The organism is Micromonospora sp. NPDC005553 (assembly GCF_042871765.1).
Classification (GTDB): Bacteria; Actinomycetota; Actinomycetes; order Mycobacteriales; family Micromonosporaceae; genus Micromonospora.
On sequence record NZ_JBIAJD010000004.1, the window covers coordinates 293,407 to 308,609 of the forward strand.

Genomic DNA, 15,203 nt, shown 5'->3' on the forward strand with positions numbered 1-15,203 from the left:
CGATACACGACCGGTCGGCTAGCTTTTAGTAGACCAGTCGTCTAGTGAAGGTGGTTTCCTCATGAACAGCAGTCAGGGTCAGAAGGTCGTCGTGATCACCGGCGCTTCCCAGGGCATCGGCGCCGGCCTCGTGGACGCCTACCGCAAGCTCGGGTACGGCGTCGTGGCAACCTCTCGGTCGATCGGCGCGTCCGACGACCCGGAGATCGTCACGGTCCGGGGTGACATCGCCGAGGCCGACACCGCCGAGCGGGTGGTGCGTGCCGCTCTGGACCGGTTCGGGCGGATCGACACCCTGGTGAACAACGCCGGCGTCTTCGTCGCCAAGCCGTTCACCGACTACACCGACGAGGACTTCGACCAGGTCACCGGGATCAACCTCGCCGGGTTCTTCCACCTCACCCAGCGCGTGATGCCGCACCTGCTGGCCAGCGGGGCCGGTCACGTCGTCAGCATCACGACGAGCTTCGTCGACCAGCCCAACTCGAACGTCCCGTCGGTGCTCGCGTCGTTGACCAAGGGCGGCCTCAGCTCGGCGACCAAGTCGCTGGCCATCGAGTACGCGGGTCGCGGTGTCCGGGTCAACGCCGTCGCACCCGGCGTCATCAAGACCCCGATGCACCCGGTCGAGACGCACCAGACGCTCGCGGGTCTGCACCCGGTGGGCCGGATGGGCGAGACGAGCGACGTCGTCGACGCCGTGGTCTACCTCGAGTCCGCACCGTTCGTCACCGGCGAGATCCTGCACGTCGACGGCGGGCAGAACGCGGGTCACTGATCCCGCCACACCGAGCAGGCCGCCCACCAATGTGTGGGGCAGGATCCGCACCGCCGGTGCGGATCCTGCCCGACGGCGGCCGGCTCGGCTAGGCGGCGGGTACCGCGGCGAAGAACTGCCGCAGCGCGTCGGCGACCAGGGTGGGTGCCGTCATGGTCACGAAGTGCGACTGACCTGGCCAGACGACGTAACGGGCCGCTGGAATCGTCCGCGCGAGAGCGTTCATCGTGGTGGGCATCGGCTCCCAGGTGTCCGCGCCGGCCAGCAGGAGAGTCGGCACGGCGATCGAGGACCACCGGGTGATGTCGGTGCTGTCCTGCGCGAGCGCCTCCAGATCGTGCAGCCAGCCGACCGCCGAGCGGCGCGCCTCGACCGGGTCGGGCACCCGATGTCCCGCGCCGGCGGCCATCGCGGCGACGATCTCGGCCGGAACCCGCGTCACATCGTTCAGGGCCGCTGCCATCGCGGCGGCGTCGTCGCGCTCGAAGGCGGCACGGTACCGGTCGAGCAGCGGCGCGACCTGCGCTCCGGCCGCGAAGAGCGGCGGCTCGAAGATCGCCAGGGAGCGTACGTCTCGCGGATCGACCAAGGTGGTGTGCAACGCCACTGTCGCTCCGTAGGAGGCGCCGACGAGATGGACCGGTCGGCCCGAGGAGCGCCGGGCGGCCTCGATGACGGCGAGCAGGTCGGCGGTCTCGTCCCGGAAGGACTTGGTGCCGGCCGGGACGTCGCTGGGACCGTATCCGCGCCGGGCCGGCAGCCACACCTCGTGGTCCTGGGTCAGGTGCTCCGCGACGGTGGCCCAGGAATGCAGCCCGCCACCCGAGCCGTGCACCAGGACGACGGGGTCTCCGACGCCCAGTCGTCGTACCACCAGGCGAGTTCCGTCGGCCGACTCGACCGACTGATCGTGGCTGCTCACTGCTGCTCCTGTTTCTGGGTCGGCCAGTTGCTCAACGTGGTGTGCACCGCGTCGAGGATCGACTGCCACGACGCGTCGACAGCGCGGGGATGCCCGAAACCGTCGACCGTTTCGAGGCTCACGAAGCCGTGGAAGGTGCTGCGGACGAATCGGATGGCGTCGGTCAGGGCCGGCTCGTCGAGCCCGTAACCGCGCAGCATCGCGTAACTCAGCTCGATCAGGCGTAGGTGCCCGGCCGACCGGGTGCCGACCTCCGGCGGCAGTTGGAGCTGGGTCGCCGCGTACTGCCCCGGATGAGTGACGGCGAACGCGCGCCAGGCGTCGGCGAATCCGACCAGGGCCTGGCGGCCGGCCCGCCCCGCCACCGCGATCGCCAGCGCGTCGGCGAAGGTGGCCGCCGCCCGGACCGCGACGTGCTCGATCAACGCGTCCCGGCTGCGGACGTGCACGTACAGGGCCGCGTCCGAGACCCCGAAGTGCCGGGCGACGGCGGCGACGGTCAACCGGGACAGGCCGACCGAATCCGCCAGCTCGGCAGCGGCGGCTGAGACGCGCGCGTTGGTCAGACCCTGCCGTGGCATACCGGACCTTTGCTTCGCTAGGAAATAACTTAGGGCCCCTAAGATAGCACCGCGGTCGGCTGCTGGGTCGGGCAGGAATGAACGGCCCAGTCGGGGGAAGACCGGCCGTTCCACCGCCGAACAGGAGAGCCGGGATGAGAGCCGTCGTCTACACGGACGTCCGGACGGTCGCGGTGCGGGAGGTGCCCGACGCGACGCTGGAGGCGGAGACCGACGCGCTCGTCCGGATCACCTCCACCGCACTGTGCGGTACAGACCTGCACATGTACGACGGACGGACCAGCGCCGAGCCCGGCCTGGTGCTCGGTCACGAACCACTCGGCGTGGTGCAGGAGGTGGGCGCCGCGGTGCAGACCGTCCGGCCGGGCGCCCGGGTGGTGATCCCCACGCACCTGTTCTGCGGGACGTGTGTGATGTGTGCCCGCGGGCTCTCGGCGGCCTGTCTACGGGCCCGGGCCGAGGGGCCGGGCGCGGCGTACGGGTACGCGGGGATGGGTCCGTACCGGGGCGCGCAGGCCGACCTGCTGCGCGTGCCGTGGGCCGACGCCAACTGCGTGGCCCTCCCGGGCGAGCCGGGGGACGCGTACGAGGACGACTTCGTGCTGCTCGCCGACGCGTTCGTCACCGGGTGGCATGCCGCCGCCTCCCTCGCCGAGGTCGAGCCCGGTGACACCGTGGCGGTGTTCGGCGCGGGCACCATCGGTCTGCTCGGCGCCTACTCGGCGCTGCTTCGAGGCGCCCGGGTCGTGTACTCCGTCGACGGAATCGACGCCCGACTCGACAAGGCCGGCGAGATCGGTGCCGTGCCGATCGACTTCCGCCGGGGCGACCCGGTCGAGCAGATCCGCGCCGACCGGGCCCGGACCGGGCTGCCGCTCGGCGAGGAGAAACTGGGCGGGGTCGACAAGGTCATCGACGCGGTCGGGTTCCAGGCCCGCGACCGGGAGCATCCCGACCGGGAACGCCCGAACCAGGTGATCGGCGACGCGGCCCGGCTGGTCAACCCCGCCGGCGCGATCGCGGTCGCGGGCGTCTATCCGGACCGGGATCCGCACCCCGGTCCCGGCGCGGACGGTCACGAGAACCTGGTCGCGCCGTGGGGTGCGCTGTTCAGCAAGGGGGTCGCGGTCCGCTTCGGTCGCACCCACGACCGCCGGTACACGGTCCTGCTGCGGGACCTGGTCGTCGCGGGTCGGGCACGGCCCAGCGTGATCGTCACCCACCACGGCACTCTGGCCGACGCCCCCGAGTTGTACCGTCGCTTCGACCGCCGGGAGGACGGGGTGATCAAGGCGGTGCTGCGTCCGTCCTGAGGAGTGGCGTTTGGTAGGCATCTCGCCCAGCGACACCAGGCGCCCCGCGAGCACCGGGTCTCCGCGTCAGCGGTCGGTCGATCACCGGGCGCTTAGGCACCGGACCCGGGTGATCAGCGCGTCCGGCTCACCGGTGCCTCCGCGCACATCCACCACCATCAGCTCGACCTTGGCCCCTTCGGAGAGCGGAGCCAGGCAGACGGGTGTTCCTTCGTGGTGGGTCTGACCGGCGGAGTCCACCCACTCCACCGGGCCCAGTTGATAGTCATGGCCGCCGTCGTCGGCCTTGTTCGTCGACGGTTGCCGCCCATCGGGCCGGACCACGAACGCGTTGGCGTCGGCGTTGACCGCTACGACGGTGCCCGTGACCGCGTGCGGTACCCCCCAGCGGGGCGTCAACAGGGAGTAACAGGCGACGGCCCCGAGTGCGGCGCCGGTCAAGCCGGCGACGGCGACCAGTAACCACGGTCGTGCCGACAGGCGCGAGGCGGACGGACGCGGATCCGGATGAAGGGTCGTCGCCATATCATCGACCGTATCCCATGTCCGGTTTTGTGGCGGTACCCCTGGGGTCGGACAGCATGGTGGTGTGGCATCGCAAGTGGCCTGCTGGGCGGCTCCGCCGTGGAGACGTAGATAGTAGGAACTGAGTGCGATCCGCACTTAAGGGACGTTAAGTCGCACATCCCACTCCTGGTCGCGCACCTGACGAGACGATCACCGTCGATCGGGCCTCAGGGCCGAGGCGTGGGTCACACCGTCGGCCATCGGTCGTCGTCGCGTCGTGGGTGCGACGTCGGCGTCCTGGTCGAATCACGATCACTCGATGACGACGAGACCACCCGCCCGCCGCCCGCGCATCGGCCGGTAGTGGATCGTGCCTGGTGGCGGGCCTGCCGAGGATGATCCGAGCCGATCGCGCCGTCGCGCTACATTTGACAACGTTGCCACCGGCAGGCCAAGGTGCCCGAAGGGGCTCCTGAGGTAGCAGTGACAGGCGAATACTTTGCTACGTCTATATTGCCGGATTGTTACTTTTTCAACAGTCCCTCGCCTTGCGGATGGCCCTCCGGCCGCAATACGTTGCCGTCAACAACAAAACCAAGTGAAGGTTCAACCTTCCGGAGGCAACCGATGACGTTGGCGAGGTGGTACGAGCAATGAGCAACGTGCCCACCCTCCTTGAGATGCGCTCCATCACCAAGGAGTTCCCCGGAGTCAAGGCCCTCTCCGACGTCAACCTGGTGGTTCGCGCCGGCGAGATCCATGCCATCTGCGGCGAGAACGGTGCGGGCAAGTCCACCCTGATGAAGGTCCTCAGCGGGGTGTACCCACACGGCACCTACGACGGCAAGATCATCTACCAGGGGTCGGAGAGCAAGTTCTCCGACATCCGGGCCAGTGAGAACGCCGGCATCGTGATCATCCACCAGGAGCTCGCGCTCATTCCAGGGATGTCGATCGCCGAGAACATCTTCCTCGGCAACGAACCGCGCAAGCGGGGCGCGATCGACTGGAAGGCCGCGAACCGGATGGCGCTGGACCTGATGGCCCGGGTCGGTCTGGAAGAGAACCCGGACACCCTGATCAAGGACATCGGGGTCGGCAAGCAGCAGCTCGTCGAGATCGCCAAGGCGTTCGCCAAGGACGTGAAGCTGCTCATCCTCGACGAGCCCACTGCGGCGCTCAACGAGGCCGACTCCAAGCACCTGCTGGACCTGCTGCGCGGGTTCCGCTCCCGCGGCATCACCTCGATCATGATCTCGCACAAGCTGAACGAGATCGAGGCGATCGCCGACCAGATCACCATCCTGCGCGACGGCCGGACCGTGGAGACCCTCGACGTCAAGGCGGACGGGGTCGACGAGGACCGGATCGTGCGGGGCATGGTCGGCCGCGAGCTGAGCAGCCGGTTCCCGGACCACACCCCGAAGATCGGCGACGTCTTCTTCGAGGTCCGCGACTGGAACGTCCGGCACCCGATCTCCGCCGAGCGGCAGGTCTGCAAGAACGAGAGCTTCGTGGTGCGCCGCGGCGAGATCGTCGGCTTCGCCGGTCTCATGGGCGCGGGCCGCACGGAACTCGCGATGAGTGTCTTCGGCCGCTCCTACGGGGTGTTCGAGTCGGGCACGATCATCAAGGACGGCAAGGAGATCGTGCTGAAGTCGGTGGCGGATGCCATCGACAACGGCCTCGCCTACGTCAGCGAGGACCGCAAGGCGATCGGCCTCAACCTGCTCGACGACATCAAGACGTCGACGGTGGCCGCCAAGCTGTCCAAGATCACGCACCACGGCGTCCTGAACGAGGTCGAGGAATACCAGGCGGCTGAGTCGTACCGCAAGGAGTTGCGGACCAAGGCCCCGACGGTCGACGAGAGCGTCTCCAAGCTCTCCGGCGGCAACCAGCAGAAGGTCGTCCTGGCCAAGTGGATGTTCACCGACCCGGACCTGCTGATCCTCGACGAGCCGACGCGCGGCATCGACGTGGGCGCCAAGTACGAGATCTACGGCATCATCCAGCGGCTCGCCGACCAGGGGAAGGGCGTCATCGTCATCTCCTCGGAGCTGCCTGAGCTGATCGGGCTGTGCGACCGCATCTACACCGTGTTCGAAGGCGCCATCACGGGCGAGATCGCCCGGGCCGACGCCACCCCGGAAACCCTCATGAAGCAGATGACCTCTACGAAGAAGATGGCCACACGATGAGCCGATTGAAGGACCTTCAGAAGAACCTGTTCGGAGGCACCACCTCCAACGCTCGCCAGTTCGGAATGATCTTCACCCTGGTGGCGATCGTCGTCCTGTTCCAGATCCTGACGGACGGCCTCACCCTGCGGTCGGACAACCTGATCGCGCTGTTCCAGCAGAACTCGTACATTCTGATTCTGGCCATCGGCATGCTCATGGTGATCGTGGCCGGGCACATCGACCTCTCGGTCGGCTCCGTCGCGGCCTTCGCCGGCATCCTGGTCGCCAAGTCGATGACCGAGTGGGACCTTCCCTGGCCTGCTGCCATCGTGTTCGGCCTCGCCATCGGCGCGGCGATCGGCGCCTGGCAGGGCTTCTGGGTGGCCTACATCGGGGTGCCGGCGTTCATCGTCACCCTGGCCGGCATGCTGCTCTTCCGGGGCGGCAACCAGTTCATCGGTAACGCCAGCACCGTCCCGGTGCCGGAGGGCTTCCGGGAGATCGGCTCCGGCTTCCTGCCCGAGTTCGGCCCGAACACCGGCTACAACAACGCCACGCTGCTCCTCGGCCTGGCCGCGGCGTTGGCGGTGGTGTGGCGCGAGATCCAGGCCCGCAAGACCCGACGGGCGATGGACGCCGACCCGGCACCCATGTGGATCTCGATCCTGCGGATGGCCATCATGGTCGGCGTGATCGCCTTCGCGGCGCTGCGCTTCGCCAGCGGTCGCGTCGGCACCAGCTTCCCGATCTCCGGCATCATCCTGCTGGTCCTGGTCATCGCGTACTCCTTCTACACCCGCAACACGGCCGGTGGCCGGCACATCTACGCGGTGGGCGGCAACTCCCGGGCGGCCGAGCTGTCCGGTGTGAAGCTCAAGCGGGTCAACTTCTTCGTCATGATGAACATGTCCGTCCTGGCTGCCCTGGCCGGCATGATCTTCGTGGCCCGTTCGGCGGCCTCCGGACCGCAGGACGGCAACGGCTGGGAACTGGACGCGATCGCCGCCGTCTTCATCGGTGGCGCGGCCGTCGCCGGCGGTATCGGCACCATCAGCGGCTCCATCGTCGGTGGTCTCGTCATGGCCGTGCTCAACAACGGCCTCCAGCTCATGGGTGTCGGCACCGACCGCGTCCAGATCATCAAGGGTCTGGTCCTGCTGCTGGCCGTCGCGATCGACGTCTACAACAAGAGCCAGGGGCGCTTCTCCATCATCGGGAGCCTGACGCGGCCGTTCCGCCGCGAGGACTCCGCCCCACCCGCCTCACCGCCGGACGCGGAGCGCGAGCCCCCCAAGGCAGCGGTGTCCGGCTGACGGCCACCGACCTCTCTACCCGCCTCACCATCTAGAAAGGCAAGTCCTCACCATGCGTAAATTCTTCGGCACTTCGGTGGTGGCCATCAGCGCCGCCGCCATGCTGGCCCTCGCCGGCTGCGGTTCCGGCCGCGACGGCGACAGCGGCTCCGGCGGCGAGGCCGCCAAGGGCTTCGCGGCGAACTCGCTGATCGGCGTGGCCCTGCCGGCCAAGACCTCGGAGAACTGGGTCCTCGCCGGTGACCTGTTCAGCAACGGTCTCAAGGAGGCCGGCTTCCAGGGTGACGTGCAGTACGCCGGCGCGTCGACCACTGTCGCCGACCAGCAGGCTCAGATCACCGCCATGGTCACCAAGGGCGCCAAGGTCATCGTCATCGGCGCGACCGACGCCGCGCAGCTGTCGACCCAGGTCGCGGCGGCCCACACGGCCGGTGTGAAGGTCATCGCCTACGACCGGCTCATCACGAACACCCCGGACCTCGACTACTACGTCGCCTTCGACAACTTCAAGGTCGGCCAGCTCCAGGGCCAGGCCCTGCTGGACGGCATGAAGGCCAAGAAGCCGAACGGCCCGTACAACATCGAGCTGTTCTCCGGCTCGCCGGACGACAACAACGCCGGTGTCTTCTTCAACGGCGCGATGGACGTGCTCAAGCCGGAGATCGACAAGGGCAACGTCGTCGTCGCCTCGGGTCAGAAGGACGTCAAGCAGACCGCCATCCAGGGCTGGAAGGCCGAGGGTGCGCAGGCCCGCATGGACCAGCTGCTGACCTCGACCTACGGCAACAAGGAGCTGGACGGCGTCCTCTCCCCGAACGACACGCTGGCCCGCGCCATCCTGACCTCGGTCAAGGGTGCTGGCAAGCCGACCCCGATCGTCACCGGCCAGGACTCCGAGGTCGAGTCGGTCAAGTCGATCGTCAAGGGCGAGCAGTACATGACGATCAACAAGGACACCCGCAACCTGGTGAAGGAGACCATCAACATGGTCAAGGCTCTCCAGGCCGGCGACCAGCCGCAGGTGAACGACACCAAGTCCTACAACAACGGCAGCAAGGTCGTCGACACGTACCTGCTCCCGCCGGTCGCCGTCACCAAGGCGAACGCGGCTGAGGCGTACGCCAACGACCCGAAGCTCGCGCCGCTCACCAAGTAATCACCGCACGGTAGGTAGCAACGCCGATGGGTCCCGGGTCTCCTCTACCGGGACCCATCGTCGTCCCTGCACCCCCGCACCAACCGGCCTCGACCCGGAAGGAGGTCTGACCGTGGCGACACCAGTACGGGCCAGGCCAGCCGGCGTCGGCCGCAACGCGGAAACCCCGCTGCCGGCGCTCCCCGGCGCCAGCCAGGAGGAGATCCGGCGGCAGAACCTCGGCGCTGTGCTGCGCTACGTCCACCTGCACGGACCGACGTCCCGCGCCGAGCTGACCAGCCGGCTCGGCCTCAACCGAAGCACCATCGGCGCACTCGCGGCCGACCTGGTCACCAGCGGCCTGGTCACCGAGGAGGTGCCGGCCACCACCCGCCGCGCCGGCCGACCCTCACTCGTGGTCAGCCCTCGTTCCGACCGGGTCTACGCACACGCGTTGAGCATCGACGCGGACCGGCTGCGTGCCGCCCGGGTCGGCCTGGGCGGGCAGATCCTCGATCTGCGGGAGATCCCTCGCCCCAGCGGCATGTCGGCGATCGACGCCGTCGGACCCCTCGGCGACCTGGTCCGTGACATGGAACGCTCCGTGGCCGGCGATGGCCTCCTGGTCGGCGGTGCCGCGGCGGTCACCGACACCACCCGCGACCCGGACGGCAGGCTCCGGATCGCCAGCATCGACGAAACGCTCGGCGTCGCGCTGCAGGCGGAGTTCAGCACCGGGCCTGGTTTCGTCGCCGGGGACCTGGCGGACATCGCCGGCCTGGCCGAGCACGCCAGGGGCGTCGCGGTCGGCATCGACGACGTCATCTACCTGCACGGAGACCTGGGCATCAGCGCCGGCATCATCGTCGGCGGCCGACTGGTGATCGGCCACCGGGGCCACAGCGGCAAGGTCGGCCACATGGTCGTCAACCCCAACGGACTGCCGTGCGGCTGCGGTTCACGCGGCTGCTGGGAGACCGAGATCTCCGAAGCCGCGCTGTTGCGGCACGCCGGCCGTGATCCGAGCGACCGCGCGGCGGTGGCCGAGGTCCTGCGCGCCGCGGCTGCCGGCGACCCGACCGCCCGCGCGGCGGTCGAGCAGGTGGCGGACTGGCTCGGCTTCGGCGTGGCGAACCTGGTCAACGTGGTCAACCCGGACGCCGTGGTGTTCGGTGGCTCGCTGCGCGACATCTTCACCGCCGGTGCGGACGTGGTCCGGGACCGGCTCGACACCATGCCACTGCCCGCCTCCCGCGAGCACCTGCGGTTGCGCGCGGCGGCGCTCGGCCGCGACGCCGTTCTGATCGGCGCCGCCGAGTTGGCGTTCGACAAACTCCTGGCCGACCCGTTGAACGTCGGTGTCGCGGGCCAGGTCGGGACTGCCGACCCCGAGTAGCCGCGACTTCCCACCGGCGTGTGATCCAACGTCTGCCGCGACGCTCTCCGCCGGCACCGTTCTGCCCCCCCACTCGTTCGGGCCTTCATGGGCGTTCCCGTACGCGCTATCGTACGTTGTACGGTAACGGGGACACAGTCTCAGGAGGGGAGCGCTCTGATGACAGGAGCCGACGCGATAGTGGCGCACGGGCTGCGCAAGCGGTATCGGGACCGGTACGCGCTGGACGGGTTCGACCTGCGGGTGCCGCGGGGAACCGTGTGCGGCCTGCTCGGCCCGAACGGGGCCGGCAAGACCACCTCGGTACGGATCCTCACCACCCTGCTCCGACTCGACGAGGGTCGTGCCGAGGTGGCCGGCTTCGACGTGACCAACCAGGCCGATCAGGTGCGCTACCGCATCGGGCTGGTAGGACAGCATCCCGCGCTCGACGAGGCGCTGAGCGGCCGGCAGAATCTGGTGCTCTTCGGCCGGCTGTTCCACCTGGGCCGCCGCCGCGCCCGCCAACGGGCGATCGAGCTGCTGGAACGCTTCGATCTCGCCGACGCCGCCGAGCAGCCGGTCAGCACGTACTCCGGCGGCATGCGCCGACGGCTCGACCTGGCGGCCGGCATGATCCTGGCCCCCGCGGTCCTCTTCCTCGACGAGCCCACCACCGGGCTGGACCCGCGTGGCCGCAACGAGGTGTGGGAGTCGGTCCGGGAGTTGGTGCGTGCCGGCACCACAGTGCTGCTGACCACCCAGCAACTGGACGAGGCCGACCAACTCGCTGACCGGATCTCGGTGGTCGAGGCCGGCCGGGTGATCGCCGAGGGAACTCCGGACGACCTCAAGACCCGGCTCGGCGGCGATCGCATCGAGGTGGTCGTCGCGGCGCTGACCGACCTTCCCGCCGCCGTCGCCCAGATACGCCGGGCGGCCGACGACGAACCGACTGTCGACGTGGACCGACGGATGGTGAGCGTCCGGGTCGGCCACCAGGCCGGTGCGCTCGTCGACGTGTTGCGGGCACTCGACGCCGTGAACGTCCCGGTGGCGGACGTCGCGCTGCGCCGCCCAACCCTGGACGATGTGTTCCTGCACCTCACCGGCCACCGGGCGGCGACCGCGGAGGTGGCGGCATGAGCGCGGTGAGCATGCCGGCCCGGCCGGTGGATCTGACGCCCGGCCGGCCCACCCTCCTGGCCGACAGCGGCACGCTGATCTGGCGCGCCCTGGCCCGGTGGCGACGCGATCCCGGCCCGCTGGTCGCCTCGCTCGGCTTCAACATCCTGATCGTGCTGATGTTCGCCTACCTGTTCGGTGGCGCGTTGCAGGTGCCCGGCGGTGGGAGCTACCGAGAGTTCCTGATGCCGGGCATGTTCGTGATGACCATGGTCTTCGGCATCAGTCTCACCACGATCGCCGTTGCCGAGGACCTGGAGCGCGGGGTGACCGACCGGCTCCGGTCGATGCCCGTCTCACCGCTGGCGCCGCTGGCGGCCCGGGCCGTGGCCGACATGCTGTTCGCGCTGGTCACCCTCGGGGTCCTGCTGCTGACCGGTCTCGCGATCGGGTGGCGGGCACACGGTGGGGTCGGTGCCACGCTGGCGGCGGTGGGGTTGATCCTGCTGCTGCGCTTCGCCCTGATCTGGGTCGGCATCTTCCTCGGGTTGGTCACCCGCGGGCAGACGGCCGTGGTGGCCGTACAGACCCTGGAGTTTCCGCTCGGCTTCCTCTCCAACGCGTTCGTCGCACCGTCCACAATGCCCGCCTGGCTCGGTGCGGTGGCCGCGTGGAACCCGCTGTCGGCGACCGTCGGTGCCACCCGTGAGCTGTTCGGCAACCCCGGTTGGGGCGGCGACTCCTGGGCGGCGCAGCACTACCCGGTGCTGGCGGTGCTCTGGCCGCTCGTTCTGGTCGCGGTCTTCCTGCCGCTCTCGGTGGCCCGGTACCGACGGTTGGCCGGCTGAGCCCGAACGGACGCGGGGTTCGACTCTCCGGGCCCGATCGGTGTCGGTGGTCGTCGTTAGGCTCACCAGCGTGGATGTGCACCGACTCGATCGGGCCCAGGCGCGGCAGATCGCCATCCGGGCCCAGCTGCTGGCCGCTCCGCGTCCGGCCGACCTGCTGACCGTGGTCCGCCAGTTGACGCTGGTGCAGATCGACCCGACCGCAGCTGTCGCGCCCAGCGCCGACCTCGTCTGCTGGAGCCGGCTCGGCTCGTCGTACCAGCCAGCGCACATGCGCGAGGCCCTCGAACAGGACCGGACGCTCTTCGAGCACCACGCGATGGTGCGACCGATGGACGACCTGGGGCTCTTCCTCGCCGAGATGACGGCCTCGCCCGGTCATGAGCGCCACCGCGAGTGGCTGCGCACCAACGACTCGTTCCGGCGCGACGTGCTCGACCTGCTCGGCCGCCGTGGCCCACTGCTCTCCCGTGACATCCCGGACACCTGCGTCGTGCCCTGGCCGTCCTCCGGTTGGACGAACAACCGCAACATCACCCAGATGCTGGAGTTTCTGGTCCTGCGCGGCGAGGTCGCGATCGCGGGCCGCCAGGGGCGGCAGCGGCTCTGGGACGTCGCGGAGCGGGTCTACCCGTCCGGGGTGCCCGTCATCGAGCTGGAGCAGGCGCGCCGGCTTCGCAACGAGCGGCGGCTGCGGGCTCTGGGCATCGCCCGGCGGAAGGCGGTCATCGTTCCCGGAGAGCCCGCCGAGGTCGGTGACGCGGGGGAGCCGGCGGTGATCGAGGGCGTCGTGGGGGAGTGGCGGGTGGATCCGGCCGCGCTCGGGCAACCCTTCACCGGGCGTACGGCGTTGTTGTCGCCGTTCGACCGGCTGGTGCACGACCGGGTCCGCCTGGCCGACCTCTTCGAGTACGAGTACGTGCTGGAGATGTACAAGCCCAGGGCGAGTCGACGGTGGGGCTACTTCGCGCTGCCGATCCTGCACGGCGACCGGCTGGTCGGAAAGGTGGACGCCACTGCCGAGCGTCGGCGCGGCACGTTCACCGTGCACGCCATTCACGAGGATGTGCCGTTCACCCCGGAGGTGACCCGGTCCGTGCACGAGGAGGTGCGCGACCTGGCGTCCTGGCTGTCGCTCACCGTCGAGGGTCTGCCCTGACGGGTGATCGCCGAGCCCCATGGCCCCGGCGATCACCCGCCGTCGAGCTACGCGATCCGGCGCACCCGGCGAATGGCGAGGTAGAGCAGCAGGAAAGCCAGGGCGACGAAGATGCCGGTCTCGATGCCCTGGAACAGCCAGAACCGGTCCGCCGGTTGGTAGAGCTGCCAGTTGTACGCGCCCGGTTCGAGGCCCAACTCGGCACCGCAGACCCGACCGTCCGGCCCCTTCCCACCCGTTGGGCACTGGATCCGGCCGTCCGAGACCAACTCTCCGTCGGGCTGACGGATGCCCTGGGCGAGGACCCAGTCCCCCCGGCTGATCTCCGGCGGCCCTTCCCCCTCGATGGGGAAGGTCTGGGTGCGGGCCGGCTGGTAGTGCGGTCGGGCCAGTATCGCCACAGCCGCCCGTACCCCGATGTACCCGGCGAGGGTGATGCCCATGGCGGGCAGCATCCGCTTCCAGATGGTGCCGACGAAGACGCCGAGCGCGACGGCGAAGAGGGTGTAGCCGATCGGAGCGACGCCCTGCAGGTCGAAGACGATCACGCCGAACCGACCCTCGAACGCGGCCTGGGTGAGCGGGTCGACCCACCACGACATGCCCAGCCCGTAGACCACCGCGAGGAGCACGACCGCCGCGCCCACCAGCCCGAACTTCACCACGGCCCAGCGGGTCCGGCCGACGCCCTGGGTCCAGACGAACCGGTGCGTGCCCTGCTCCACCTCGCGGGCGACGAGCGGGGCACCCCAGAACAGGCCGACAAGCGCCGGCAGGGTGATCAGCAGTACGGCCACCAGGTTCAGGCTGCCGTACTTGTTGCTGAAGCGGTGGAACCCCGCGTCGCAGGTCTCCCGGGTCGCCTGCGCCACGTCGGCGCGGGCGAGTTGGCTGGCACAGTCGGTCAGCCCGAGGTCGGCGAAGGTGTGCCGCATCGCGATGCCGATCGGCACCAGCAGGGCGGCCAGCGCGGCGAGCGCCAGCAGCGTGTAGAACGCCTGCTTGCGGTGTTGCCGCCAGGTCAACCAGATCATGCTGCCACCCCCCACTCGCTGTGACTGGTCTTCGTGGTGCCGTCGGCCAGGTATGCCAGCACGACGTCCTCCAGGCTCACCTCGCGGACCGTCCAGGCCGGATCGGTGACCGGCCCGTCGGCGCGGACCAGCAGAGTGGACTGCCGGTCGGTGTGGCTGGCCCGGATCACTGCGGCGACGCCCCCGATGACGCCGCCGTCGTGTCGTGGCCCGACGAGCTGCCGGTGCTCGGCGACCAGGTCGTCGACCGCGCCGGTGAGCTGCACCTGGGAGGCGTTGAGCACGATCAGGTAGTCACAGACCCGTTCCAGGTCGGCCAGCAGGTGCGAGGAGAGCAGGACGGTGGTGCCCGACTCCGCGACGCTGCCCATCAGCGACTGGAGGAACTCCCGTCGCGCCAGCGGGTCGAGGCTGGCGACCGGCTCGTCGAGCAGCAGCAGTCGGGGCTGCTTCGCCAGCGCCAGAGCCAGCGCGACCTGGGCCCGTTGACCGCCGGAGAGCTTGCCGACCGGCTTGTCCGGCGGGATGCCGAGCTGTGCCAGCCGCTGGCGGGCCAACGCCGCGTCCCACCGCTTGTTCAGCTTGCCGCCGGCGACGACCAACTCGGCCGCCGTGAAGTCCCGGTACAGCGGGGTGTCCTGGGCGACGAAGCCGATGTCGGCCAGGCCCTCGGTGTCGCCGTAGGGGGACCGACCGAACACCCGGACCGCACCGGCGTCGGGCTTGAGCAGCCCGACGGCCAGGTGCAGCAGCGTGCTCTTACCCGCGCCGTTCGGCCCGACCAGCGCGGCGATCCGGCCGGCCGGCAGATGCAGCGAGCAGTCCCGCAACGCCCAGGTGCTGCCGTACCGCTTGCCGAGCCGGTCTGCTTCCAAGACCATGTCCATTCCTTGTCCTCTCGTTCCGTTCACGCCACCGCTTCGCGGTCTC

Annotated in this window: 14 protein-coding genes; 9 read left to right on the plus strand and 5 right to left on the minus strand. The window is 69.6% G+C overall.

All coding sequences use genetic code 11. The features are described 5' to 3' along the window. Window positions 1-61: 61 nt before the first annotated feature. Window positions 62-778, plus strand: coding sequence for an SDR family oxidoreductase (locus ACFYPG_RS18505; protein WP_355006851.1), 717 nt, complete (start codon window positions 62-64; stop codon window positions 776-778). Between the two features lie 88 nt (window positions 779-866). On the opposite strand, the gene ACFYPG_RS18510 is transcribed toward ACFYPG_RS18505, so the two are convergent. Both ACFYPG_RS18510 and ACFYPG_RS18515 read right to left on the minus strand, forming a co-directional pair. Next, a complete protein-coding gene (locus ACFYPG_RS18510; protein ID WP_387353015.1) occupies window positions 867-1,700 on the minus strand; it encodes an alpha/beta fold hydrolase in 834 nt (277 codons plus the stop codon). Continuing rightward, a complete protein-coding gene (locus ACFYPG_RS18515; RefSeq protein WP_355006849.1) occupies window positions 1,697-2,281 on the minus strand; it encodes a TetR/AcrR family transcriptional regulator in 585 nt (194 codons plus the stop codon). Before ACFYPG_RS18515 ends, ACFYPG_RS18510 begins: the two co-directional genes overlap by 4 nt. Window positions 2,282-2,415: 134 nt before the next feature. Here ACFYPG_RS18515 and ACFYPG_RS18520 point away from each other — a divergent pair, with 134 nt between their 5' ends. After that, window positions 2,416-3,594 (plus strand): glutathione-independent formaldehyde dehydrogenase, encoded by a 1,179-nt coding sequence (locus tag ACFYPG_RS18520; protein ID WP_355006848.1) that lies wholly within the window; start codon window positions 2,416-2,418, stop codon window positions 3,592-3,594. An 81-nt stretch (window positions 3,595-3,675) separates the two neighbouring features. Here ACFYPG_RS18520 and ACFYPG_RS18525 read toward each other — a convergent pair whose 3' ends face one another. Beyond that, window positions 3,676-4,119, minus strand: coding sequence for a hypothetical protein (locus ACFYPG_RS18525; RefSeq protein ID WP_387353017.1), 444 nt, complete (start codon window positions 4,117-4,119; stop codon window positions 3,676-3,678). A 635-nt stretch (window positions 4,120-4,754) separates the two neighbouring features. Here ACFYPG_RS18525 and mmsA point away from each other — a divergent pair. From mmsA to ACFYPG_RS18560, 7 genes are all read left to right on the plus strand, one after another. Next, window positions 4,755-6,302 (plus strand): multiple monosaccharide ABC transporter ATP-binding protein, encoded by a 1,548-nt coding sequence (mmsA, locus tag ACFYPG_RS18530; RefSeq protein ID WP_355006846.1) that lies wholly within the window; start codon window positions 4,755-4,757, stop codon window positions 6,300-6,302. Continuing rightward, window positions 6,299-7,597 carry a multiple monosaccharide ABC transporter permease gene (gene mmsB, locus ACFYPG_RS18535; RefSeq protein WP_387353019.1) on the plus strand — a complete coding sequence of 433 codons (1,299 nt, stop codon included), beginning with the start codon at window positions 6,299-6,301 and terminating at the stop codon, window positions 7,595-7,597. Before mmsA ends, mmsB begins: the two co-directional genes overlap by 4 nt. A 52-nt stretch (window positions 7,598-7,649) precedes the next feature. After that, entirely contained in the window at window positions 7,650-8,753 is a 1,104-nt protein-coding gene (locus ACFYPG_RS18540) for a sugar-binding protein (RefSeq protein ID WP_355006844.1), read from the plus strand. 112 nt (window positions 8,754-8,865) lie between these two features. Continuing rightward, window positions 8,866-10,128 carry an ROK family protein gene (locus tag ACFYPG_RS18545; RefSeq protein ID WP_387353022.1) on the plus strand — a complete coding sequence of 421 codons (1,263 nt, stop codon included), beginning with the start codon at window positions 8,866-8,868 and terminating at the stop codon, window positions 10,126-10,128. 159 nt (window positions 10,129-10,287) lie between these two features. Next, window positions 10,288-11,253 carry an ATP-binding cassette domain-containing protein gene (locus ACFYPG_RS18550; RefSeq protein ID WP_387353023.1) on the plus strand — a complete coding sequence of 322 codons (966 nt, stop codon included), beginning with the start codon at window positions 10,288-10,290 and terminating at the stop codon, window positions 11,251-11,253. Further along, window positions 11,250-12,080 (plus strand): ABC transporter permease, encoded by an 831-nt coding sequence (locus ACFYPG_RS18555; protein WP_355006842.1) that lies wholly within the window; start codon window positions 11,250-11,252, stop codon window positions 12,078-12,080. Before ACFYPG_RS18550 ends, ACFYPG_RS18555 begins: the two co-directional genes overlap by 4 nt. A 70-nt stretch (window positions 12,081-12,150) precedes the next feature. Then, the gene (locus ACFYPG_RS18560; protein ID WP_387353025.1) at window positions 12,151-13,239 is read left to right on the plus strand and encodes a DNA glycosylase AlkZ-like family protein; all 1,089 of its coding nucleotides are present in this window, start codon (window positions 12,151-12,153) and stop codon (window positions 13,237-13,239) included. Window positions 13,240-13,286: 47 nt separating this feature from the next. On the opposite strand, the gene ACFYPG_RS18565 is transcribed toward ACFYPG_RS18560, so the two are convergent. Together ACFYPG_RS18565 and ACFYPG_RS18570 are read right to left on the minus strand one after the other, a co-directional pair. After that, window positions 13,287-14,273 carry an ABC transporter permease gene (locus tag ACFYPG_RS18565; protein WP_387353027.1) on the minus strand — a complete coding sequence of 329 codons (987 nt, stop codon included), beginning with the start codon at window positions 14,271-14,273 and terminating at the stop codon, window positions 13,287-13,289. Next, window positions 14,270-15,160 (minus strand): ABC transporter ATP-binding protein, encoded by an 891-nt coding sequence (locus ACFYPG_RS18570; RefSeq protein WP_387353028.1) that lies wholly within the window; start codon window positions 15,158-15,160, stop codon window positions 14,270-14,272. The genes ACFYPG_RS18565 and ACFYPG_RS18570 overlap by 4 nt, the downstream gene beginning before the upstream one ends. Between the last annotated feature and the right edge of the window lie 43 nt (window positions 15,161-15,203).

Bases quoted from the DNA above. Each gene is read 5' to 3' on its own strand.
- ACFYPG_RS18515 (WP_355006849.1), bottom strand. From the start codon at position 2,281: ATGCCACGGCAGGGTCTGACCAACGCGCGCGTCTCAGCCGCCGCTGCC.
- mmsB (WP_387353019.1), top strand. From the start codon at position 6,299: ATGAGCCGATTGAAGGACCTTCAGAAGAACCTGTTCGGAGGCACCACC.
- ACFYPG_RS18550 (WP_387353023.1), top strand. From the start codon at position 10,288: ATGACAGGAGCCGACGCGATAGTGGCGCACGGGCTGCGCAAGCGGTAT.
- ACFYPG_RS18525 (WP_387353017.1), bottom strand. From the start codon at position 4,119: ATGGCGACGACCCTTCATCCGGATCCGCGTCCGTCCGCCTCGCGCCTG.
- ACFYPG_RS18520 (WP_355006848.1), top strand. From the start codon at position 2,416: ATGAGAGCCGTCGTCTACACGGACGTCCGGACGGTCGCGGTGCGGGAG.
- ACFYPG_RS18505 (WP_355006851.1), top strand. From the start codon at position 62: ATGAACAGCAGTCAGGGTCAGAAGGTCGTCGTGATCACCGGCGCTTCC.
- mmsA (WP_355006846.1), top strand. From the start codon at position 4,755: ATGAGCAACGTGCCCACCCTCCTTGAGATGCGCTCCATCACCAAGGAG.
- ACFYPG_RS18540 (WP_355006844.1), top strand. From the start codon at position 7,650: ATGCGTAAATTCTTCGGCACTTCGGTGGTGGCCATCAGCGCCGCCGCC.
- ACFYPG_RS18565 (WP_387353027.1), bottom strand. From the start codon at position 14,273: ATGATCTGGTTGACCTGGCGGCAACACCGCAAGCAGGCGTTCTACACG.
- ACFYPG_RS18570 (WP_387353028.1), bottom strand. From the start codon at position 15,160: ATGGACATGGTCTTGGAAGCAGACCGGCTCGGCAAGCGGTACGGCAGC.
- ACFYPG_RS18555 (WP_355006842.1), top strand. From the start codon at position 11,250: ATGAGCGCGGTGAGCATGCCGGCCCGGCCGGTGGATCTGACGCCCGGC.